The organism is Desertivirga xinjiangensis (genome assembly GCF_024436435.1).
In the GTDB taxonomy this organism is placed as follows: Bacteria; Bacteroidota; Bacteroidia; order Sphingobacteriales; family Sphingobacteriaceae; genus Desertivirga; species Desertivirga xinjiangensis.
The window spans coordinates 48,308-72,446 of record NZ_JAFMZP010000013.1 but is presented as its reverse complement, the minus strand read 5'-3'; the positions used below and the strand labels follow the sequence as shown (position 1 = coordinate 72,446).

General features: G+C 44.3%; 14 protein-coding genes. 3 read left to right on the top strand and 11 right to left on the bottom strand.

Annotated elements, in window-relative coordinates; translation table 11 throughout:
- The 3 genes from J3P37_RS21640 to J3P37_RS21630 form a co-directional block, all read right to left on the bottom strand.
- The gene (locus J3P37_RS21640) at positions 1-777 is read right to left on the bottom strand and encodes an ABC transporter ATP-binding protein (RefSeq protein ID WP_256013878.1); all 777 of its coding nucleotides are present in this window, start codon (positions 775-777) and stop codon (positions 1-3) included.
- A 13-nt stretch (positions 778-790) separates the two neighbouring features.
- Positions 791-1,564 (bottom strand): MlaE family ABC transporter permease, encoded by a 774-nt coding sequence (locus tag J3P37_RS21635; RefSeq protein WP_256013876.1) that lies wholly within the window; start codon positions 1,562-1,564, stop codon positions 791-793.
- A 561-nt stretch (positions 1,565-2,125) separates the two neighbouring features.
- On the bottom strand, positions 2,126-2,332 hold the full coding sequence (locus tag J3P37_RS21630) for a hypothetical protein (protein ID WP_256013873.1): 207 nt from the start codon (positions 2,330-2,332) through the stop codon (positions 2,126-2,128).
- A gap of 312 nt (positions 2,333-2,644) precedes the next feature.
- Between J3P37_RS21630 and J3P37_RS21625 the strand changes: the two genes are divergently transcribed.
- A complete protein-coding gene (locus tag J3P37_RS21625; RefSeq protein ID WP_256013871.1) occupies positions 2,645-5,002 on the top strand; it encodes a PAS domain S-box protein in 2,358 nt (785 codons plus the stop codon).
- Between the two features lie 232 nt (positions 5,003-5,234).
- Here J3P37_RS21625 and J3P37_RS21620 read toward each other — a convergent pair whose 3' ends face one another.
- The 7 genes from J3P37_RS21620 to J3P37_RS21590 all read right to left on the bottom strand — a co-directional run bounded on the left by J3P37_RS21620 (position 5,235) and on the right by J3P37_RS21590 (position 18,381).
- Positions 5,235-6,431 (bottom strand): glycoside hydrolase family 88 protein, encoded by a 1,197-nt coding sequence (locus J3P37_RS21620; RefSeq protein WP_256013868.1) that lies wholly within the window; start codon positions 6,429-6,431, stop codon positions 5,235-5,237.
- 108 nt (positions 6,432-6,539) lie between these two features.
- Positions 6,540-7,790 carry a DUF2264 domain-containing protein gene (locus J3P37_RS21615; protein ID WP_256013866.1) on the bottom strand — a complete coding sequence of 417 codons (1,251 nt, stop codon included), beginning with the start codon at positions 7,788-7,790 and terminating at the stop codon, positions 6,540-6,542.
- 20 nt (positions 7,791-7,810) lie between these two features.
- Positions 7,811-9,436 (bottom strand): hypothetical protein, encoded by a 1,626-nt coding sequence (locus tag J3P37_RS21610; RefSeq protein WP_256013863.1) that lies wholly within the window; start codon positions 9,434-9,436, stop codon positions 7,811-7,813.
- Positions 9,437-9,618: 182 nt separating this feature from the next.
- Positions 9,619-10,740 (bottom strand): glycoside hydrolase family 2 TIM barrel-domain containing protein, encoded by a 1,122-nt coding sequence (locus tag J3P37_RS21605; RefSeq protein ID WP_256013860.1) that lies wholly within the window; start codon positions 10,738-10,740, stop codon positions 9,619-9,621.
- A gap of 86 nt (positions 10,741-10,826) precedes the next feature.
- Positions 10,827-12,713 (bottom strand): DUF4838 domain-containing protein, encoded by a 1,887-nt coding sequence (locus J3P37_RS21600; RefSeq protein WP_256013858.1) that lies wholly within the window; start codon positions 12,711-12,713, stop codon positions 10,827-10,829.
- Position 12,714: 1 nt separating this feature from the next.
- The gene (locus J3P37_RS21595; protein ID WP_256013856.1) at positions 12,715-15,762 is read right to left on the bottom strand and encodes a discoidin domain-containing protein; all 3,048 of its coding nucleotides are present in this window, start codon (positions 15,760-15,762) and stop codon (positions 12,715-12,717) included.
- A 15-nt stretch (positions 15,763-15,777) separates the two neighbouring features.
- A complete protein-coding gene (locus J3P37_RS21590) occupies positions 15,778-18,381 on the bottom strand; it encodes a glycoside hydrolase family 2 TIM barrel-domain containing protein (RefSeq protein WP_256013853.1) in 2,604 nt (867 codons plus the stop codon).
- Between the two features lie 257 nt (positions 18,382-18,638).
- Between J3P37_RS21590 and J3P37_RS21585 the strand changes: the two genes are divergently transcribed.
- Positions 18,639-20,099: a sulfatase family protein gene (locus tag J3P37_RS21585; RefSeq protein ID WP_256013851.1), complete on the top strand. Its 1,461-nt coding sequence runs from the start codon at positions 18,639-18,641 to the stop codon at positions 20,097-20,099.
- 88 nt (positions 20,100-20,187) lie between these two features.
- On the opposite strand, the gene J3P37_RS21580 is transcribed toward J3P37_RS21585, so the two are convergent.
- Positions 20,188-21,990: a glycoside hydrolase family 2 protein gene (locus J3P37_RS21580; RefSeq protein ID WP_256013848.1), complete on the bottom strand. Its 1,803-nt coding sequence runs from the start codon at positions 21,988-21,990 to the stop codon at positions 20,188-20,190.
- 203 nt (positions 21,991-22,193) lie between these two features.
- On the opposite strand from J3P37_RS21580, the gene J3P37_RS21575 reads away from it, so the two are divergent.
- Positions 22,194-23,942, top strand: coding sequence for an arylsulfatase (locus J3P37_RS21575; protein ID WP_256013845.1), 1,749 nt, complete (start codon positions 22,194-22,196; stop codon positions 23,940-23,942).
- The last annotated feature ends 197 nt before the right edge of the window (positions 23,943-24,139 follow it).

The window sequence follows — 24,139 nt, the reverse complement described above, 5'->3', positions numbered from 1 at the left end:
CTATTTAAAAAAGGAACGGACCAATTCATTGGGGCCGTTTTCTAATTGTTCGTAATTACCTTCAGCCATAAATTCTCCATTACTCATCACCAGCATCCTGTCTGCCGTTATTCGTGCACAGGCCATATCGTGAGTGATAATTACCGAGGAGGTATGGTATTTTCGTTGCATTTCGAGGATGAGCTCGCTGATCTCGCGTGAAGTGATCGGATCAAGACCGGTGGTAGGCTCATCATACAACATTATTTCCGGTTTCATGATCAGAGTTCTTGCCAGGCCCACACGTTTACGCATACCGCCGGAGAGGTCTGAAGGCATTTTATCTATAGCATCAAGTAGTCCCACTCCCTCAAGCAGCTCTTCGATCCTGTGCCTTATCTCGTTTTTATCTGTCATTTTGAGAACCCTCGTCAGAGGAAATTCCAGGTTCTGTTCTACACTCATGGAATCGTAGAGTGCAGCGCTTTGAAACAGGAAGCCCACCTTGATGCGTAGGCTTTTCAAATCTTCTTCCGAAAGATCTTTTACTTCTTTACCAAATATTTTAAGACTTCCGGACTCCTGTGTGAGCAAACCAACCATGCATTTTATGGCTACAGATTTCCCTGTTCCCGACTTCCCTAATACTACCAAATTCTCACCTTTAAAAAGGTCCATATTGATGTCCGACAGAACGTGTTTCGAACCAAAGGATTTTTTAAGGTTCCGTATTGAAACAACCGCTTCTTTTGAGCCGACCGACACTTTATTTGCCAAAGATTCTCTATTTTGTATCATGTTGTTGTTCCTATTAATTATATGCAAAAACAGAGGTTAACTGGACTGCTATAGCATCTAAAACAATGATCCATAGCGAGGCAGATACCACGGCTGAGTTCGCCGCCACACCTACACTCTCTGTGCCGCGGTCTGAGTTATATCCTTTATAGCATCCTACAAATCCTATTGCGAAACCAAAAAATATGGTTTTACTAACCGCCGGAATGAGATCGGCAAAGCCCAGTGCGGAAAACGCCTTACTGAAATACAGTTGTATGTTTACTTCATTGCTGATATTTGATGCTGCAAAACCACCTAACATAGCGAGGGCATCAGCCATCAGGGTAAGCAGGGGTATCATAATGATGCTTGCCAGGATCCGGGTTACCACCAGATATTGAACTGGATTAGCACCTGAAACCTCCATAGCATCTATCTGTTCACTAACTTTCATGCTTCCGAGTTCCGCACCGATGCTCGAGGAGATCTTGCCGGCACAAATAAGGGCTATAATAACAGGGCCAATCTCCCTGATCACTGATATAGCAACCATGCTGGGTACAAAACTCTCTGCGCCAAACGCTTTCAGCGTGGGTTCTGACTGGAGCGTCAACACAAATCCAAGGATAAAGCCAGTTATTCCCACAAGGGAGAACGATTTATATCCAATGATATAGCTCTGCCGTATCAGTTCATTCCATTCAAAACCACTTCTGAAGATATTCCTGAAGAAAGCTCCCATGAAGATCATCTGATCTCCTGCAGCTGCAAAGTGCTTGGTCCATATTGTAGGCGAGTCGGTCATATCTGTTTAAGACGTTAAGCTATCCAGGGGAAAAACGATTATACAAGGCTTCTGGTTAATCCAGAGTATAAACATGTCAATTGTTTGATCTCGGGGCTTAGTAAAGATCCGCTTATATCAGGTGTAAGAGTTACATAATTTTGGGCATATATTGCAACATTCACAGGCTGGTTTTAGTTGAGGAGTACCCGGAATTATCACACCTTCACCCAATTAAGCAGGCCTATAAGCGAACGAGGATTTCTTGAAATTAGAGCACTTAGCAAACTGAAAGACTAAATCTAAAAGGAGACTTTCCAATCTGTTACTTGATTGGAAAGTCTTGTTAACAGTTAAGTGGTCAGGGAAGTATAAACGATATGCCGACAGCGCAAGCGGACGCCATCAGGCAATATAATCATGTGCCATCCCTGAAAAATGACAGCGATGGGCCTGGTGATCGGTACTAACGGTGCCGGTTCGGGAACGTTTTTCATAATAGTAGAAGAAGAATTTATTACGCAGTGCTTTTGCGTCTATTTGATTTAACTTGGAAAGAACGATATAGATATTTCTTTGGGTTTAAAACCTAGACTTAATTGCTGCGCCGATGGCATCAACAGGAATTGGTTCAGTTCCCGAAGGAATATTCAAACCCACCCATTCAGCATCATCACTCAATACAAGCTCGTATTTTCTTCCACTATGTTCAACCAGGTAATGTAGTTCCTGTCCTTGCGAGGTTTTTACGTTGTAATCAATACCATCCACATTTACTGTAAATTCCATAAGCGTTTAATTATCTTAGTATTAAAATTACCGTTTCAGCCAACATAAAAGTTACACAACTTCTTGTTAATGTTACAAAATTCACAGGAATAACAACAGTGGCGATCTGGAGCTCTACCTCAACGATCGGCGGTTAAGAAGTCACTTTTTTCTAAGATCTAAATAATGTCTCAATCTTTGCTTTACATAAACCCGGCTCAGTCATGCAAGTCTTCCCTGTGCCAGCTCATCGCTTACATATTATTAAAAACAAACTTGCACCAACAATAGCAAACATTTGCTGTTTTGTTATATTTTGCCAGAATACCTTGTATGCAATACTCAATGGAAGTTACTCACCCTATATATGCTAAGGGCGAAATGGCCGACAGAATCCGTTCGTTTAACTGGTCTGTCACACCCATCGGTCCTATATCAGTATGGCCGGAATCATTAATAACAACACTGAACCTCGCACTGGATTCAAGTTTTCCAATGTTCATCTGGTGGGGCGGAGATAATATTCAGTTTTATAATGATGCCTACCGGCAAATCCTGGGCACTGCCGAGAACAGCGGGCACCCAGGTTCGCTGGGCCGAAGAGCTGAGGAATGCTGGACTGAGGCCTGGCCAACAATCGGTCCGCTTATTGAGAGCGTCCTGCAAACCGGCGAAGCTGTTCATCTGGAAGACCAGCTTATTCCCATCTATCGAAACAACAAACTAGAAGAGGTGTACTGGACTTTTTCGTATAGCGCAATCAGGGGACAAAAAGGAAAGCCGGAAGGCATTTTTGTGGTTTGTACCGAGACTACGAGGGCCAGGCAGTTACTGCAAGAGAACGAACAGCAATTAAAACGGGTGTTGGATCATATGGCCGAAGGGGTTGGCATCACAGATACATCCGGCCAAATTGTCTACTCAAACCCGATGGCGCATCAAATACTCCGCACTGAAAGCGAGCGCTTTCCTGAAAGAAAGAGCAATTCAGCAGAGTGGTTCAATATTCACCTGGATGGCAGCCCCATGGGCGACAACGAACATCCTACAATGGTCGCTATGGCTACCGGAAAACCTGTGTTCAACTATGAATTTGCCATTGAACGGCCGGGACTCGATCGTATCTATCTGACCATGAATGCAGCGCCTATCACAAACACTGAGGGACATATCACCGGAGCGGTTGGCATGTTTAGTGACATTACGGAGCGCAAGCGTTTTGAAGAGGCACTCAAGGAGACACGTGATGATTCAGAGCAGCAAAGGCGGTTGTATGAAACTATAATGTCTGCTACCCCTGACCTTGTGTACGTGTTCGATCTAAACTACAGGTTCACCTACGCTAATAAAGCCTTGCTGGTAATGTGGGGCAAAACCTGGAATACGGCAGTGGGCAAAGGTCTGCGGGAAAACGGATATGAAGAATGGCATGCTCAAATGCACGAACGCGAGATTGATCACATTATAGCTACAAAACAATCTGTCCGGGGAGAAGTATCTTTTCCGCATGCCACCTTGGGGACACGCATATACGACTACATACTTATACCTGTAATTAACGAAAATGGCGAGGTAGACGCTGTGGCGGGTACCACACGTGACATTACGGATATTAGAAAGGCGGAAGGTGCAGTTGCTGAAAGTGAAGATCGCTTCCGCGCGATGGCCGAAGGCTCAGGAATCCTGATTTCAGTAGCTGATGAAAGCAGCAATGCCACGTACTTTAGTAAAGCCTGGACAGATCTCACGGGCAGACCAGTGGAAGAAATGTTAAAATTTGGCTGGTTAGATTTTTTACACCCGGAGGACGGAAGACGGTATAAAGAGATCTATTTGACTGCCTTCAAGCAGCGTGAGCCTTTCTCCTGCGAGTTCCGGGTGTTCACGAAAGAGGGAAATTACCGCTGGCTTTTGGCCAACTCCCCCCCAAGGTTCCATCCGGACGGAACGTTTGCCGGTTATATCACGGCCTGCCTGGACATTACCGAGCAGAAGCAAAACGAACAACGCAAAAATGACTTTATCTCGATGGTAAGCCACGAACTTAAAACACCGCTTACTTCAACGATCAGCTATGTTCAGGTTTCACAGAGGAAAGCGGAAGCGAATGGTGATACACTTACAGCCGGAATGCTTCAGCGGGCTGAGAAGCAGTTAGGGAAAATGACCACATTGATTAATGGCTTCTTAAACGTGTCTCGCCTGGAGGCGGGCAAAATCCACATTGACAGGAAACGCTTTGATATGGCGGTACTAGTGAAAGAGGTTGAGGACGGTGTTACGCCGGAAGCAAGTTCGCACCAGGTAATTTTTGCGCCAGTGGAAGAGACTTGGGTTAATGTTGATAAAGATAAGATTGAACAAGTAATCAACAATTTTATCAGCAATGCCATTAAGTACTCACCCCCCAATACCTCTGTTAAGATTGCCTGCGTCACTAAAGGCAATTACGCGTATTTAAGCGTGACGGATGAGGGTATTGGCATCCGCCCTCAAGACCAGGAAAAGCTTTTCAACCGTTTTTACCGGGTAGAGGGGCAAGAAACTAAGTCGATTGCGGGTTTTGGTATCGGCTTGTATATCTGTAAGGAGATCATCCAACGGCATGAAGGAAAGATCGGTGTTAATAGCCAACCAGGGAAAGGCAGTACGTTCTGGTTTACGTTGCCGCTTAATGCGAGTGAAGGGTAAGTGATTGATGATGGTTGATTTAAAGGCACACGCCGCACCGCGTGCGCCGGCAAGCGCGGGTCGAAGAACCTACAATAGGGCTTCGGGATAAGTATGTCGAAGAAGTGTGAAGAACCGTGACATTCATGCACCAGCAGGTGAATATCCCGAAAAACTGTTTCGGGATATTTGTACATTCACAAGAGACGTACGTGAACGTGAGCACGCGCATGCCGCGTGTGCTCTGAATATTTTATTTGCCAAGGTTCTTATACCGAAGCATCGCTTCTACGAAATAATAATCTGCGTAGGTAAGCGGAACATCGATCAACACCCCTTTTGGAAGATGTCCTACACTGTGTTTCAAAATAAAACCGCCATTATCGCCGTAGGCTGCCTTAAACTGAGGTGAAGAAAGGCTGCGTAAAATGGTTTCTGCCGCGGCAATAAACTTCTTACCTTCTTTTGCATCCACATAACCTGCCAGCTCAATGAGCGCGGAGGCATAAATAGCGCCAGCAGATGCGTCCCTCAAAGCATTGGGTATGCCGGGAGAGTTAAAATCCCAAAACGGTACTTTGTCTGTAGGAAGATTAGGATGGTTTAAAATAAAATTGGCAATGCCGGTTGCCTGCTTTAAATATTGCGGATCTTTTGTTTCGCGGTACATCATAGTAAAGCCATACAATCCCCAACCCTGTCCCCTGGCCCAGGCAGATTCATCGGCGAAGCCCTGAACAGTTTGTTTCCTGATGACCTGGCCATTTCCTGAATTATAGTTTACCAGGTGAAAAGAGCTATAATCTGGTCTGAAATGATTTTTCAAAGTAGTGTTTGCATGAGACACTGCCATTTTTGCAAATGAAGGGTCTCCGCTTGTTTTGCTGGCCCACATCAACAATTCCAGGTTCATCATATTGTCGATGATGACCCTGAACTCACCGGGTTTTGACGACCATGACATGGTACAACCTACATTTGGATTAAAACGTTTAGTCAGGGTAGTTGCACTGGTAAGCAGAATATCTTTATAAGATGGCTCAGGCTTAATGTTATTCGCATTTCCAAAGCTGCAATACATCATAAAGCCAATATCGTGCGAGTCAAGATATTTGATTGGCTCCATCACAGTTAGTCTTTTCAGCCCCTCCTCATACAAAGCCTTATCATTGGTGGCCTGATACAGGTAAAATAAAGTACCGGGATAGAATCCGCTCACCCAGTTCTTAGCCGGAATACTTTTCCATTTCCCGCTTTTTTCAAAGGTTTCAGGCAAGCTGTCTGCCGGGACGTGTTTCATTAAAAACTTATATTGTTCTGCCGCCTCTTTCAGGTTCTTGTCTATCAAGTTAACCAGATCCGCTTTCGGTCTGAATTTGTTGTTTTGAGCTTTGCCCGTATATGCAAGGATGCTCAAAAACATTGTTGCTGCTAAATATTTAATTTTCATTTGAATAATTTGTTTTTTAAAGGTAATGAACCTTGCATGAGCTATTCATTTCAATTTTTGAGCGGCAGCTCATGCCGGTTTCATATCTGTTTATATGTGTTTTTTCAATCAATCTGCGATGGCATGGTCAATCTGTATTATACCGCCATTCCAGACTTTCCTTGCTGTCCAATCCTCATCTTCAGCTTTCCAGAAGGGATCTGAAGCTGGTAAACCTAATACGAGAAAAGCCTGGGAGCACAAGTACAAACTGCCGGTAGAAATATAGTTCTCACCAAGGTTAGGTTGATGGCCGTAGAAGCCGATCCGGAGCCATCCCTTCTGATCAAAGGTGCCTGGTGCTTCAACTTGTCTCTTTATGACAGTATACAGGGCACAGCGAACTTGCTGAGGACTCACTTCTTGGGGAAGTGAATGCATTAATGCCATTTGAGACAACAGCTGAAAAGCGCCAAATCTGTAGGTCAGGGAACGTCCCAGAGGAGGATACGTACCCTCAGGCGAGATCAGTCTTTCTTGCACCGCGGCATAACGTTGCGCACGTTTTAATATCAGTTCGTAGTTGTTCTTAGGATCAAGCTTAGCATCCTTCATTACTTTAAGAACGTCGACAAGCATAGGCTGGATCACGAAGCTATTATAATAATCCCAGTGGAAGTTCGGCCCGTCACCGTAGGCTCCGTCGCCCTTGTACCATAACAGGTGTTGTTTGATTGCGTAGTCCAGGCGCATATTGTCCCCGGATTTATCAAAGCGTTGCAAAGCGGCTTCAACGGTTGCACTAAACATCAGCCAGTTGGTATACGATGGACTGATTACCCTGGAAGACCGTAAGGCAGCCAGAACGTTTTTCTTCGTATTATCGTCTAAACGTCCCCAAAGCTGGTTGGGAGAACGTAGCAATGCCTGCGCAAAAAATGCAGCATCGACCAATGGTTGCCTGCCTGTATTGAAGTTCAGAAAGTCGGGCGAAGAGGGATCTGTGCCGTTCTTAATGCATTTTATGGCCAGATTGATATACTTCTCCCGGAGCTTGCCCTCTTCTGTTTGATCGGGACCGAGTTCCAGCCAGGGCGCCATGCCTGCCAGCAGCCGACCGAAGGCCTCCAGGTAAGTGCTGTATGCTCTGTCCTGCGATACTTTAGCTTCCACCGGCATCAATTTTCTCAACTGGTTTGTGCTGAGGGCATTCAACACAGGGTCTGCTATACGGGTCAGAGTTTTGACGTAGTAAGTACGCTGCATCTTGCCATTTGCCACACCCTTCTGTGTTTGTGATATTGCTAATTGCGGAAGAAGGAAAATCACAGCGAGTGAAATTTTCTTGAAGATACCGCAACAGACTTCTTTTATATTCATGGCTCAACAATTAATCTCTTTTAAATTTTCTTTCTGAAAGCTGTTTCCAATATTACCAGCCGGCGATCTCCGGTATAGGTCATATTTACATTTCCAGAGTCAACAGGACTGTCCACACTTATCTTTTCTCCAGGGTTGATTGTTCTGCTAACCTCTGGAAGGTCATTAATCTTTATTTTTATAGTGAGTGGCTCAGTTCCCGGATTCCAAACCAGGGAACTGGCCATATCCTGTCCTTCAGGGATCCGGCACCAGAACTTACCGATACCTTCCGTTGATTTCTTATCAATCACAGTAGGCTGACCACCAAAGCTTTGAACAAATGGCCCGAAAGGGCGTCTGCCGTTTGCAACATACTGTATACCTGGCCTGGTATTGAAACCTGAACGGGCACCTCCTGCCAGCTGATAACCTTCTTTCATCACCACTATACCTTTCGTAAAGTTTTCAGGTAAACGTGGCGTAGAATTAACCAGGAAGCCACTGTAGATATCAGTAACCACACCCTTTTCGGTTTCATATTCTCCCCATACAATCGGGCTTGTGATTATAGGATACTGCTCATGGCCAACAGGAGAAGCTGTGTAGTTTAGTAAGTTTAGAAGAAATCTGGCCGCAACAGGGTCAATGTTTGTCCTCGAAGCGATGTCAAAGCCGCTGATCAGAATACTACCTTTTCCGGAGAACTGTTCTGCCAAAGCAACTCCCCTTAAGCCCGAGCTATAATTGGCAAGGATAGCTGTTGAGCCCACGTCTTCACTGTTTTCAAATGTAAATCCGTCTGAAACCGGTTGAATTTTAGGGAGTCCCTGAGATTTCGGATTCCAGCCGGTATAGTCAGACCAGATCCGGAAGTTTTCCCTGTGTATACCCGAAAAAACAGGATGATCGGGACGTTCCGGGTTTACATAGTATCCGGTACGGGGCGATTTTGTCACAACAGGATATTGAGGATCATCGATGTCTACATTGTTATTTCCAAGGGGGTTTGAAAGCAGCGCGTTTAAATTCGCCAGATGAATGCTGTCTTGCCTTAAAGCCAGGACACGTCCGCCTGAAGCAATAAACTTTTTAACCTGCGCAGCATTATCGGCCAGGTTTTTATCTGCTGAGTTTTCTCCAATCACAAGCACACTTTCTGAAGGGATACGGTTCAATGCACCTATTTCCTTATAGGCGATATTAAGCCCTGTCAAGGACTTTTTAGTACCGCCGGCAATATCATAGACTACTAATGGTGCTTTTGATCTGGGAGCAGATTGCGTATAGATCTTGTTGGCTATAAATATTTTGTAAAAGTTCTTGGAAACCACTTTTCCTCCACTTACGATCTGCCCTCTGAGCTCATAATTACCCGTGCTTACATTATCCGGAATTTTAATTTCCAGCTCTTTACTGGAAATCCCGTAATAGGGAACATCAGCTAATTTCAGGTTAGAACTGAATACAACCGAATTGGCTTTATCCCTTAATTCGTAGTTTAGTTCCGCATTCTTCAAATCCTTAAAATCTTCATCGTCGTTAATCACATGGGCCACAGGTTTAATCACAGAGCCTGCAAAAACATTGGGTGTCCAGCATTCCCAGCTTAGTAGAACCGGCTGATAAGAGATCTTTACCTGCTCTGTAACAGGTTTGGGATTCATATCATCAAATTTTTTAATTGTGTTCCAGTTGTAAAACAGAATGGTAAATGGAAAAACACCGCTCAGATCTGGATTCACAAACCTGAACTGCCTAAAAGTCTCTGTGGCCTGTCTTAAGGTAGAACTCTGATGTTCGTCAGCCAGGCGTGACTGCAGATCCTCCCGTTCATGTCCGGTCCATGCTAACTGAGAACTTGGATTTTTGTGCCATGGTGTAAATTGTAGCGCCCATCAGGTCCGGTATAATTGCCTACGCATTCTGTAAATGTTATTGGCTGGTCTTTTTTAGGAAAGGGAATGATCGCAGAATTGTCGCGAATATTTAAGAAGGTATAAGGTGAATTATAATACCATCCCCAATACCTGTGAATGTCGCATATATCACCTGCTTTACCATAGCCGTATCCTGCATTTGCAATGTAAACACGGGTCTCATCCCATTTTTTTAATTTGTCGAAGGCATAAGAAAGGAATTTCTCCCATTGCACTGCCCGGCTGCCTTTAAACGGGGTTTCGTTGGTCATCGCATAAACCATCAGGCTTGGATGATGAGCTATCAATCCCAGCTTATCGTTCTGATACCAGGAAACTCCTCTGTCATAATCGCTCGGAAAACCGCCGTCTGTCTCGTCCCCTACGGCTTCAACCTTTTTTACCTTTTCCCCGCCTGCAACTTTACCGCTGTAATTACCCCCGAAGACCATCATTCCTAATTCGTCGCATACGTCAAACCAGGCTTCTTCATCAGGAATCCGGATGATATTGACATTTATGCTTTTCATATACCTGACGTAGTCAAGCGCAAACTCCCGGCTTGTTTCCAGCTCGTCCGGAATTCCTCTTCCCGGAGGGTTAATTGCAATTCCTTTCAGGAAAATGGGTTTATTGTTCAGGTAAAGGTTTCCTCCCCTGCGCTCGAACATGCGGAAGCCAGCTCTCTCTCTAAGCTGCCCTTTCAACCCTCCTTTGTTATACTGCTTCAGAATAATTTCATATAAGTAGGGATTAGTAGGCGACCAGAGCGTTGGCTTGAGGTTCCTGACTGTAAAAGCAAGTTGTTTTGGACCTGAATTTATTGCAGGTTCTGCAGTAACGGGCCCTTCCCATAACACTTTTCCACCCTCGATAGCCTTTATGGTAACTTTGAAACTATTTCCTGTTGTCTCCCTGTATCTTTCATCAACCACTATGCGAACATAGTCCATCCCCGTAAATGGGGTGATCTTCCAGGCTGCTTTTTCATTGGCAGCTAAATCAAAAAACGTAAAGAAAATAGCAAACGTTAAGAATAGTACTCTTTTCATTGTGTGTTTATTTTTGTTAGTTTATTTCGATTGGTTATTACATTGGTTATTTCATTGGGTAAACGAAGATGTCGTATCTTTTTAAATTAATCCAGTAAACTTTGGTTGGTCAGCCCATATTTTTTTGTAAAGCGTCCAAAATCATCGGAACCAGTCAGGATAAATACTCCCTTGTCTAGATTACTTTGCATAAACGAAACGAACTCTTTTATTTGCTTATAAATCTTCTCCCTTGAAGCACCTGATACTCTGGCGTATTGTATTTCCAGATCGCGGTCCAGATAGTCATACATCAACAATAATCTTGAAAAATTTCCATCTAATCCCTTCCCGGGGTTATTATCCCGTGATCTTTTGATGGCAATTATTTGCCTACCTACTTTTTCCTGAGCTTCCTTTATCTCTTCCTTAGTTTTGAGGCTTGTGAAAGGAATACTTCCATACAATCGTACGGTTTCTTCAAGCAATTGATATGAGTCTGCAGCAACGGCTTGTTCTTTACCATAACGCGCGCTGAAAAATTCACTTGATAAAGAATCAATATTTATGTCAGGATTCCAGCCAAGCCGTCCAAGCGCAAAATGGTTCAGTTCATAAGTAAACCAGTCGTTTGTTTCCGCATAACATGCAATCCCCTGCATGGGAACACTGGCAAAATATTGCATGTCTTTTTGCATATAAAAGGGAATAACGACGGGAGCTGAACGCCAGGCCTGCTTTCGGTAATAAGAATACAAGGTGATGTTGCCAGAAAAGGCATCTCTCCACTCTTTGATCGCCCGGATATATTCAGCATTAGTTGAAGCCGAAGGATCATCGATCTGCTTTTCAAAACTTTGGTTGATCGGACAGATCTCCAGAAGGATATCCTTATGAAGAGTGGTTTTTTCCGGGGGGAACAAGGCATTTGAATAAGCGATGATCTCCATCCTGATATCTGGCCGCACTTTTTTGATTTCCTGATATACATGGTTAGCCAGGCGCACCTGCCGCTCCTGCGGAGTGCCAAACTTGGCCTGGTCCGGGCAATCCTGCCAGTGACCCACGTCAGGCGGCCATAAGTCGAAAATATCTATCTCAGGCCTGTTCTTAACAACCTGTATGATCTTTTCAGTAAAATATTTGACAGCCTGAGGGTTCTCTGTGTTAAATACCAGCCTGTCAGAAGGGCTTGGCTTGCAAGTACTGTCCTTTCCAAACCAGTCGGGATGGTTTTTAAAAAGCTCACCACTCTCCATTTTCCCACTTAAAAAATGCTGATAGCCATGACCGCCTACTTCAATTAAGATTCCTCGCTTTTTTAACTCCGGAGTCAATTCCAGGCGATACTTGTCCCATTTTACCGGTTTACCATTTTCCCTGTCCATAGCAAACCTCAGGGTATTATAACGCCCTTTAGGCATCCATTCGATGAGTTTTTTAAGCTTCTCAGTCGCAAGTGTCCTGCTGCCCGCAACATCCAGCTTCCTGTACTCCATGTCGGGACTTTCGCTCACCTTATGGTTGAGAGTAAAAACAAGGTTATTTTTTACTGGGATTACCTCGCCCGAATGCTCGTAATATTCGAAATTGGGCGCGATCCAATGGCATCCCAGCCTTTCCAGGAAATCATAAACCGCATATAAGGTGGCCCGATCAGAGCCAGCCGCCAATACCACATCCTTTCCTTTTATTTCAATATCGTAAGCCTCGGGATTTGAAAAGTTGCGGGACACCAAACGAATTGAGGGCCGGTCTGACTTGTCTTTTAGATCGAACTTTGCCTTACTGATTTTACTCAAGTATTTATTGAGCTCAGAAATGGCATATAACTGATTTTTAACAGATCCTTCAGCAATAATATCCGCCATTGCTTTCCCTTTACTTGCAAGCAGGACGCGATTAACCTCAGCCGCATGTCCCTTGTTAGTACTTAGTAAGAGAAACGCCAGTAATACTAAACCGGCCGAAATATTTGTCAAATGATCTTTCATATTATTTGGAGGCGGTCCATATTTCCAGCATCGGCTTGGCATCACTTTTCAAAGAATTTAAGAATACTTTCCTGCCTTTATCTTCATCATCACCCAACTGTCGTGTTTCACGGATGAATACAAAGGCTACACCCTCGCCCGCATGTTTCTTAAGCATATCTGTCACATCCAGATGATGGTATTTAGCGACTGAATCAAAGGCCAGCTCACCCGCCACAAACGCTTTACGCCCTACTTCACTGATCAAAGCTTGCTGAACATCCAATAGTGGTGCCCTTGTTTCACTTAGTTCTTTAAGGTTGAAAAACTGGGATGGAATCCCGTAAACATGCAGCCGGTAGGGTCTCTCGCCTCCGTCGTTCTGGCCGTTAACGCCCAGTACGATCTTTTTCGAAGCGGCGATCTGAGAAGGAGACATATCAAAGTAAATGTAAGATACTTTGTTGTCCTCTGGTTTTGAAGCGTCGAGCTGTACTTGCAAGCGATCACCAGCACGGTTTGCTACGGAATTCCTAGCTCCGAACACCGTTTTTTCTGCCAGAGCTGAAATGACTTCTTTCTTCACTTTACCGGATGGAATGGTCAGCAACACAACACTCTGAGGGCGGAGTATCAGGTTAAAAGTCTTGTCGGAACCTAAATTGTCGATATTATTTAGCTCACCATAATAGTCGGCACTAACAGTCTCGGCAGTAACCGGCGTTCCCGCGAAAACGTTCAGCGATGCAAGATTAACACTTAAGTTATAATCAAATAAACCCCTCTGAACTAGCCACATATAGTAGTTTCCTGACTTCTCATCATAAGAGGTATAAGTGTCAAGATCATGATCACTTACAGAAACCCTAGTCTCCAGTAAAGGCCTTTCATTTTTAAAGCCCTTAGCGAACAAGCGCACCACCTCACCTGTACGCTGAATCCCGGAAACATTATAGTTTGATGTTTCTTTAGGGCCATCGCCCGCTGCAAACAGCTTTATTTCACGAACCTTTAACCTTCCTTTATCTGTGCTAATGAACCGGACTTTACTGGCTTTTACGGGTTGCTTAAATACTGTAAATACCTGGGAATACCTGCATTCTTTTTCTGAGGCTCCTGGAATATCTTTCCAGCTGCCAGCGGACAGGTATTGCAATTTGAAGTTTTTGATTCGATCGGGGCTGGTATATACCCCATACGCTGAGCCTGTATAAACCACAGCACTGCCGATAAGCTGCTCCTTCAGCAGATCAACTTCAACCCACTTTTCTGTACTTAGAGAATCGGCTATCCATACCGACTTATCCGACTTGTCCCCATCAGTGACCAACCCAGCACTATTTGTTATTTGATTCGATCTAACTGGTTTATTTAAAGCTATATTACGATAAGCATCTTCAACAATACGTTTACCTTGCCAAATATAATGATGACCCGATTTTATCCCCCGTGGATAAGTACTGCTGGCGGTATTGGCGAACTTAAATGCCCACATTCCATATCCGCCGTTTTTCATATTGTTGCTATAGATACCTGCCCATTCAGTAAACAAGGAAGGTGAATCCATGGTCTCCTCTTTGTCGATCAGGTAAGCATTCATCCAACGACCTATTTCGGTGTAGACGATCGGCAATGCTTGCCCTTTCGGATGATTGTCCGTGATTATTTTACGGATGTTATTGATCCTTGACTGGTATCCAGCTGCAGGCGAATTGTAGGAGTGCGTGGAAAAGATATTCAACAGGTCTTTATCGACGGTCTTGCCATGATAGTCTGTCCGGATGGCTTTAGATACCGCAGCCCACCAATCCGTGTTCTGTCCGGCAGTCACGGGACCTACAAATCTTGCTTCCAGTTTCTTCCCATATTTCTTATTTACATCCTCTACTGCTGCATGTATGGCGTCAGAAGTAACCTGCATACCCATGATCCATTGATCGAGCTTCATTGGACCTGAATGCCGGTGATTTGGCTCATTCTGCATAGCAAACATAGCTACGTCTCCGGTTTTGGCCGAATGATATGCAATAGCGTAATAACGCTGCCATTGCTTCCATTTATTTTCCCAGGTATCTTTAAAATCCGTAGAACCTAATTGAAGGATGGTTTGTATGCCCAGGCGCTTTAATTCAGTAATAGCATAGTTATAGATCATAGCGTTCGTAGAGGACGAATCAGGCTTGTCATATAAGGGATTCAGCTCCGTCCACTTTATGAACCTGTTGTTTTCCGGATCAGACCTTAGCTGCGTCTTCCGCTTGTCAAACTCCTCAACCGTTCTCACATTCTTATCTACCTGAACCGACTTCTCCGGAACAAACGAATTCAAAGTGGCCCATACCCTTACGCTGTTTACATTGCTATACTCCAGCCAGCCCGAAACATTGCTGCCGGGAAAATAATATCCTTGATTGTAGCCAACAAACTTCATGCTTTTGCCTGCCTCCTTGTTATTAACGGTTACGGTGGCTTTGCGGGAACCTGTAAAAGCAGGCGCTTTGCGCATTTCTGAGCCTAATACCGGAGGAGCAGGCATATTTAACGCCTCTCTTCCAAAGACTTCAATTTCCATGATGTTTACCGGCTCTCCGTCGTCACAGATCAAACGCACTTTAAAGGTGGTTACAGAGGGACTGAATTTAAAGGCTGCACTAGTAAGACGGTTTTCGAGCACCTCACTTTTTGGAAAATCACTCCAGTTGGCATCATCCCAGTACTGCAACTTAAAATTTTTCAGCGACCAGAAGCCAGCTGCCTGAGACATTTCATCTGGTCGCTTTTCGGCGTCCATTATACCGCTGTGAACCCTGATCTCATTTATGACATGGTATTTCTGGAGATTAATCTCCAGGATATGCGGAGCCCGGTTAGTAGACGCAACCCACCTGGAATTTCTCGAAATCTTTCCGTCGACTACATTCTTTGCCGGATTCTTCGGAACCTCAGAGTTTGCAGAAACGGGCTTATTGAGAGCAATATTTCTATCCTTATCCTGAGCCTGCACATTCGAGGAAAAGAGCAGGGATACAGTAAGGAATTTAGCAACTAGTCGATTTTTTATTAAACTCATATTCAGCTATCTATATTACTTTGCTTTTACCTTTATACCACTTAAAATGGCTTTTCCTTTTTTGGCTTCGAAGGTCACATTTATCCCTTCTCCTTTGTCCGCGGTGATCATATATTTTTTCTTCAGCGCCACTGCAAAACCGCATTCAGAAGAAAGGTCGAGGTTCTGCAGAACTTTGTCGCCGTTAATGGCCACATCAAATATCCTCTCTCCTCCGGCTATCTTATCATTCTCAATGAAACAAAGCTCTACTTCGTACTGTCCGTTTGGTACATCCAGGCGGTAAGCCTTAATATCGTTATGATAAGAATAAAAAAGCGGCATGTCTTCGGTGTTCTTTTTTACCGTCTTGATATTAAGGGTTGCCGGGGCACCACCTATATACCCAAAACTGCCTTTTTGATAGGGACGATCTTCAATCCAAATGTTTTTGGCCTGGTCAAGGTATTGACTGTTTGAGCCTGCGTTGATGAAAATACCACGAAAAGGCGCATGCGGATCTTTAAGATTTAAAGAATAAGTATGGTAATTTATAACCAGCTGATCACTCACAACGGTGTTTCCCACTTTTCCTGATACATGGACAATATTGGCTCCTTCCCTCAAAGCGACCTTCCATATACATTTTTTGATAGCGTCCGGGCTCTTTGTTCCAAAAGACTCTCCATCTACAGTTAAAGTAACTTCGTTCAAATTGCTGTAAACCTCAATAGTAGATTTAGAACCAGCTTGCCCTGCCCTGTCCTGCCAGTCGCGACTCGCAACATAGACCATCGGCTGAGGATTCCAGTTCGCTTTATACAAATAGTAAGAATCCTTGGGCTTCCTGTCCCAGGTGATCATACCCTTCTGGTTCATATTATTGCTGACCCCACCCACGTTAGGCTGCGAGAAATCGAACTCGTTCCAGATAGCTGTACCTGCCAGATATGGTCTTTGATTAATTTGAGATAGGTAGGATTCATGATAATACCTTTGATACTGCCCTGTAAAGTCAAAACGTACCGGATTTTCAGAGTTCACCCGGTTATCCGCTTCTGCTCCGTATTCGCTGATAAAGAGAACCTGTTTGGGGTTGACCCGGTGTTTTTCATCCATGGCTTTCCCGAAATCTTCCACTACATTGCTGTACCAGCCGTCGTAAATATTATAAGCTGAAATGGCAGGAATACCGGAAAGTTTATACCGATCATAATCATCACTCATATGCATGGCCATGGTACTATAGCGGAGAGGATCCTCGGCTCTTACAATGCTATCCAAATGAAGCGCATACGTCCTCACTTTTTTTAGATATTCTGCGTTGGTCTGAACCTGAATCCTCTCTGCCATGTCGCTCCATAGCAAGACCTCATTCATAGAGCCCCATATGATCACAGAAGGGTGATTATAGTTCTGTCTGATCATTTCGCGGATCATATTGGCAGAGTTTTGAAGAAACTCAGGTACAGGGTTCATGTAATTAACAAGTGGTATTTCTTCCCATATCAACAAACCCATTTCATCTGCCAGGCGCAACACTTCAGGATCCTGCGGATAATGGGCCAGCCGTAAAAAATTACAGCCCATATCTTTGATAAGCTTCAGATCACGATAGTGATCTTCATCAGACAAAGCATCCCCCCGCTCTTTGAAATCTTGGTGCCTGTTTGTACCCTTCAACTGGAGTCTTTTGCCATTAAGGCTGAATCCTTTGTCAGGATCAAAGCTGAACCAGCGAAACCCGAGTGGATTTATTAGTTCATCCGTTACTTGTCCTTTTTCAGTGATCCTGCTTTTTACCTTATACAAGTTCGGATGATCCGGAGACCATAGAAGAGGCTCATTGATCCTGCTGCTTAGCATACTCACTTCAATCTCGCCCCCTGCCGGAATGCGAACCTCCTCACGCAACTTCGCTATTTCCTTCTGGTTGGCATCGTAGATCTGATGTATCAGTTCAACTTTCTTCTCAACTTCGGTATCATTGCTTAGAATACTTCTGATCTTTACTTGTGCTGTCTTTTCGGATACTTCGGGCGTTGATATATAGATACCCTTGGAAGCGTGGTCAAGCGTTTTAAAATGGATCTTATTAGTTGCAAGAAGCCAGACATCCCGATAGATACCGCCATACGAAGCATAGCCGATCGACAATGGCGGAATGAAATTATCCTGGGCATTGTTTAACTGCACGGCGATGAGATTTTCAACCGGTTTGTCTCCTAGTTTAATCAGTTTAGTGATATCAAAACAAAAAGCAGTATAACCGCCTTTATGCTGGCCTGCAAAAACTCCGTTTACATATACATCCGCAACCTGGTATGCACCTTCAAAATACAGATAAAGGTTTTTACCCTTAAACCGGTTATCTAATACCAGTTTCTTTCTATACCAGCTAATACCTCTTCTCGAAATTTCATCATCATCAAAGGGATCAAATGCATTCCAGGTATGTGGTAATCTTACCAGTTCCCATTTGCCGTCATCGATCTTAGGCCGGTGTACAAAATCGGCACCCTGTGGTAAAAACCTCCAGCTGTCGTTCGCAGACCATTGTATCCTCGCAGGCTGACTCTGTGAGTAAGAATTTAAAGTGAGATTAACAAGAAGCAAGCCTGCCAGGAACTTCAAAATCATATAAAACGGTTTTAGTTGATTAGATGTCGCAAGTTATACCCAATAACAAAAAAGAATACGGGCTAAATGAAGCAGAAATACGGTACAAAATGAACGGGCCTGAAATCATCATATTAGGGCAGGGCCTACTGTAAAACGTCTTACATAAGCTTTTAACAGCGCATTCTTCGGGTACTTACGATATAAATGACAGGTTTTTCCAGGTCGATTATCCGTACATTTAATTATAGCAAGAACACTATTCAAATCCTAATTCAATGAGCTGTATTCGCATTTTCTTCTTATACTCAGTGCTGTTGTATGCCGAAGCTGCCTTCTCTCAAAATAAAGCAGCTATTCGTCCCAATGTCATAATCATAAATATGGATGATATGGGGTACGGCGACACAGAGCCATATGGGATGACGGGAATCAGTACGCCTAATTTTAATCGTATGGCGAGAGAGGGAATGAGGTTTACGCATTTTAATGCAGCCCAAGCTATCTGCACGGCATCGAGAGCGGCCCTGCTCACCGGATGTTACCCTAACCGGATCGGCGTTCACGGTGCGCTTATGCCTTGGTCGGATAGAGCACTGAACCCCTCCGAAGAGACTATTGCATCCTTGCTTAAAGAAGCAGGTTATGAAACCGGCATGCTCGGCAAATGGCATCTCGGAGCAAAACCTCCATATTTCCCGACCTATTATGGTTTCAATTCTTTTTATGGCCTCCCCTACTCTAACGATATGTGGCCGGTGGACATTGATGGAAATGCGGTAACAGACAGCAGCCAGAAAGTGGCTAAATTTCCATGGCTGCCCGTTATTGACGGAGAAAAACAAGTAGGAACTATCCGAACATTTGCAGATCAGGAACAGTTAACTACGACCTTAACCAAAAAAGCTGTTTCATTTATAGAAAACAATAAGAACAAACCATTCTTTCTTTACCTGGCACATCCAATGCCCCATATTCCCCTGGCGGCTTCAGCGAAGTTTAAGGGCAAAAGCGAACTGGGCACCTTCGGAGATGTGATCATGGAGCTTGACTGGTCGCTTGGGGAAATTATCAATACGCTCGACAAGGAACGCCTTTCTGAAAAGACGATTTTGATCGTTACCAGTGATAATGGCCCATGGCTGATCTATGGAAATAATGCTGGTTCGTCGGGTGGTTTTAAGGAAGGTAAAGGCACGATTTGGGAAGGCGGCACACGAGTTCCATGTCTCATTCGCTGGCCCGGTAAGGTTGAAGCAGGCGGAATCTGCAGTCAATTACTCACGAATATGGATCTCTTGCCTACCATATGTTCATTTACCGGCGCAGGTTTACCTGTGAAAGAAATCGATGGAATAGATTTTTCGGCCTTGCTTCTCGGGAAGACTAGAAAAGGTCCCCGGGACGTATTTTACTACTATTACGAGGCGAACAACTTGAAAGCGGTACGTTACAAGACCTGGAAATTGGTATTTCCTCACGACTCGAGGTCGTATGCATTGGGTACACGGGCCAAAGACAGGCATTCGGGTTCGACTGTAAAAGTTACGGTACCACAGGCGCTTTACGATCTGGCTCATGATCCGGGGGAGGCATATGATGTTCAGAAACTCTACCCTGACACCGTAAAAAAGATCCTCCGCTTTGCGGAAATCGCCCGCGAGGATCTTGGTGATGACCTTACACAGAGAAAAGGGAAGAACGTAAGGGCCGCAGCGAAATTGCGACGCGGATTGTAAGCACGCCATAAATACTGATATCCCGGTTGCTCGGGAAAAAAGCAACGCTCTTATTAAAAATTCTTTCAGGCTATTCGTCAGTACCTTGCTACTTCCCAGCTTTACTTCGCAACCATACCGGATCTTTACTGAAAATCGCCCTTACACGTTCCATATCAAACTTTGGCGTTCGGTCATAATTATAAATACCATTCTGCTCCTGCTCCACATTGGTCAGTTGAGTAAAACAGTAACCGCTGATATGATCAAACTTTAGTATGGTGTTAGTAAGTCCTTCCATTCTCTTGAACACCTCTTCTATATTTTTCGGAGCATTACCGTAACCCCAGGAATTCTTATAAGCAGGATCCGTCGCCCATTTAATCCCGCCATATTCGCTCACCATAAAAGGCTGTCCATTATAATGAGCCTGCTTTACGACATGATAAGGGCTAAAATCCGGGACTTTATCTTTCAGCTTTAAATTTTCGTATAGAAGGGAGTCGTTCTGTGCATAGTCATGCACCGTCCAGATATCAGAAAGATAAATATCTCCTCCCGCAGCTGTGATAACCGGTCTGCTCGTATCAAGAAGTCTCGTCAGCTTGTAGATCGACTGATTGAAGTGGATATAATCTGTATTGTCTGTATTCCAAAGTTCATTTAATGGGGTCCAGCCAATAATAGCAGGATGATTAATGCGTTGATTGAGGGTTTCTGTCCACTCATCAGTCAAATTTCGCCTGGTTTCTGTCTTTGTACGGTCGGGTCCCCAATCAGACGCCTCGGCCCAGACAAGGTATCCCAGTTTATCGGCCCAATAGTGGAAGCGTTCTTCAAAAACCTTTTCATGCAACCTTGCACCATTAAAACCAGCCTTCATAGAAAGCTCTATATCTCTTTTTAAAGCTTCATCCGTGGGTGCCGTCCAAATTCCGTCGGGGTAAAATCCCTGATCAAGCACAAAACGCAGATAGTACGGTTTGTTGTTGAGATACACCCAGTTCCCCTCAATGTGAACTTTGCGCATGCCAGCATAGGAAATAACCCGGTCAAGCAATTGTCCTGTTTCTCCCCGGACCTCTAGTTCCAACGTGTAGAGGAAAGGATCCTCAGGAGACCACGTCCTTGGAGATTTCACAGGCAATATCACAAAGGAAGAATGACTGGCCTTAACCTTTTTTTCACTTACAACTTTGTTACCTGCTTTCAATCTGACAATCAGATTGCCTTTCGCGAGGTTATAAAATTCCGGTTGTATAATAAATTGCTTCTGGTCGAGATCCGGGGTGATCTTACAAGTTTTTAAACCGAAGGATGACACTGCCTCCATCCATACCGTCTGCCATATTCCTGTTGTACGTGTATATCTTGCGCCGCTGGATGCATACCTGAACGACTGCTTTCCGAGCGGCTGCGTCATGGAAAGGACATCGTCCTTCACATAAACCACCAGGTTGTTTGAGGATCCAGGCTTTACAAAGCGTGTGATATCCACACTGAACGCTGCCGTGCCACCTGTGTGCGATCCGGCAAACAGACTGTCTATATATATTTCGCAACTGTAGTCTACTCCTCCGAAGTTTAGTAGTATTTGCTTTCCAGCCCAGGATTCGGGGACACTGATCTGCCGCTGATACCACATGTACTTGATAAAGTCGGTGTGTCGCAGGCCGGATAATTTGCTTTCCGGGCAAAAGGGTACCGTTATCTTTGAATCGAGCCCACGACTATTGAGTAGCCCCCGCTCTTTCCCCGAATTTCCGGGATCAAATGTACAGCTCCAGACACCGTTAAGGTTTATCCATGAACTTCGCTCAAACTGGGGGCGAGGATATTCGGGCCGGGGAACATCTTGCGAATGCGCAGAAACAAATCGTATTAGAAAGTAGATCAGAAACAGATACCTCATGGTTTATCGAAGTTTTTGGTTTGAGGCAAGATATAAAACTGATTTCCTTTTAAGACAGGATGAATGGTTCACATATACCGGACAAACGTATGAGGTGGGTTTTAGCGATTGTATCAATATACATGCAAATGTGCACGAAACGTCTCCAGGGATTAAAAGACATAGAGCTAACTTTATAAAATCTGGTTATAACCCACATTATCATGAAACTTTTATTTCCGCTGACGCTGAGTATAACAGCTTTCTTTTCTTTGTCTGCGCAGGAAAAAAACCTTGATAAGAAACCTAATATCATCCTGATCATGTCCGATGATATGGGGTATTCGGATATAGGAACTTATGGAAGCGAAATTGAAACACCGAACCTTGACCGTCTTGCGAAAGGCGGTTTGAAGTACACTCAGTTCTATAACGCAGCACGTTGTTGCCCGACAAGGGCGTCATTGTTGACTGGCCTCTATCCCCATCAGGCCGGTGTGGGATGGATGAATGGTACAGATTATAATCTTCCCGGTTATGAAGCAGAGCTGAATGATCGCTGCGTCACCATTGCTGAGGTATTAAAAAGCGCTGGTTATTCAACCTATATGACCGGCAAATGGCATGTTGCCAAAGAAATTCAAAAAGGTGAAAAATACAACTGGCCCCTGCAGCGAGGCTTTGATAAATACTATGGTATACTTCATGGGGCAAGCAGCTACTACGACCCTTCAGCTCTTTGTCGCGACAACCAATTGATCACCTCAGAAACCGATCCTGTCTATAAACCCACAAACTATTACTTCACCGACGCTATCTCGGATAACAGCGTCAAATACATTGCAGAGCATAATTCTGACAAACCCTTCTTTATGTATGTGGCCTACACCGCTGCGCACTGGCCGATGCAAGCACCTGAAAATGCTATAAAGAAATATAAGGGTCGATATGACAAGGGTTGGGACAATATCAGAAAAGATCGCTTTGAAAAAATGAAACAATTAGGAGTTATAAGTCCAGATGCCAGACTATCACCATCGGAACAAAAACCATGGGAGACTGAACAACATAAACCTGCAATGGCCCGGCGCATGGAGACTTACGCTGCTATGGTCGACGTAATGGACCAGGGGATAGGCAGGATCGTGGATGAATTAAAAAAAGAAGGGATTTATGAAAATACGATCATTATATATTTGCAGGACAACGGGGGCTGCGCAGAACTTATTGGAAGCGGCGCTACTGGTGCACTTGCAGCATACTCACCTTCCTTAAAACCACCTGCAAAGGGAGAGATACAATACATGAATAACCCGCCTCTTACCCGGGACGGCAAAATTGTGATGCAGGGTAAGGATGTGATGGCGGGCCCCGCCGACACCTATGTATCCTATATGCAGGAATGGGCCAATGTATCCAACACACCATTCAGGCTTTATAAACATTGGGTTCATGAGGGCGGTATTGCTAGCCCATTGATAGTGCATTGGCCGGCTGGTATCAGTGATAAAAACCAGATCAGAAATCAGACAGCGCATATTATCGACATTCTTCCCACTCTACAGGAACTAGGTAGTGCCAAGTATCCTATAAAGGCCGGCAACAAGACAATTACACCAAAAGCAGGAATAAGCCTGGTGCCTTCGTTTGCAAACTCTCCGCTGATTCGCAAAGCTCTTTATTGGGAACATGAAATGAACAGAGCTGTCAGAATGGGTAAATGGAAACTGGTAGCTTCAGGAAAATTGATAGATAGTAAAAAAAGGAGAAGGGAATATTACAGCAATGATCCGTGGGAATTATATGACATGGAAAAAGATCGCAGTGAACTTAATAACCTGGCATCAAAGCACCCTGAGCTAGTGAAACAAATGGCCCAAATGTGGCTAGGTTATGCGGAAAGCTCCAATGTGTTCCCTAGTCCATGGAAATTAAAAGACCTGCCAAATTCGACTTTAATACATGACAAGTGAATATAGGGCCACAAGCTAGCTTTCATTCAAGGCCCTGTTTCAGGATTCTAGCCTGCACTATTCCGCATGTGTTTCTGACTGAAATGACAGGCACCGATATTAGTTTATAGACCTAAATTAGACGTCACAAAAGCTACCTAACCGGCTACTGTACCAAAAACCCAATAATTAACCAAATAATCAACATCCCAATCAAC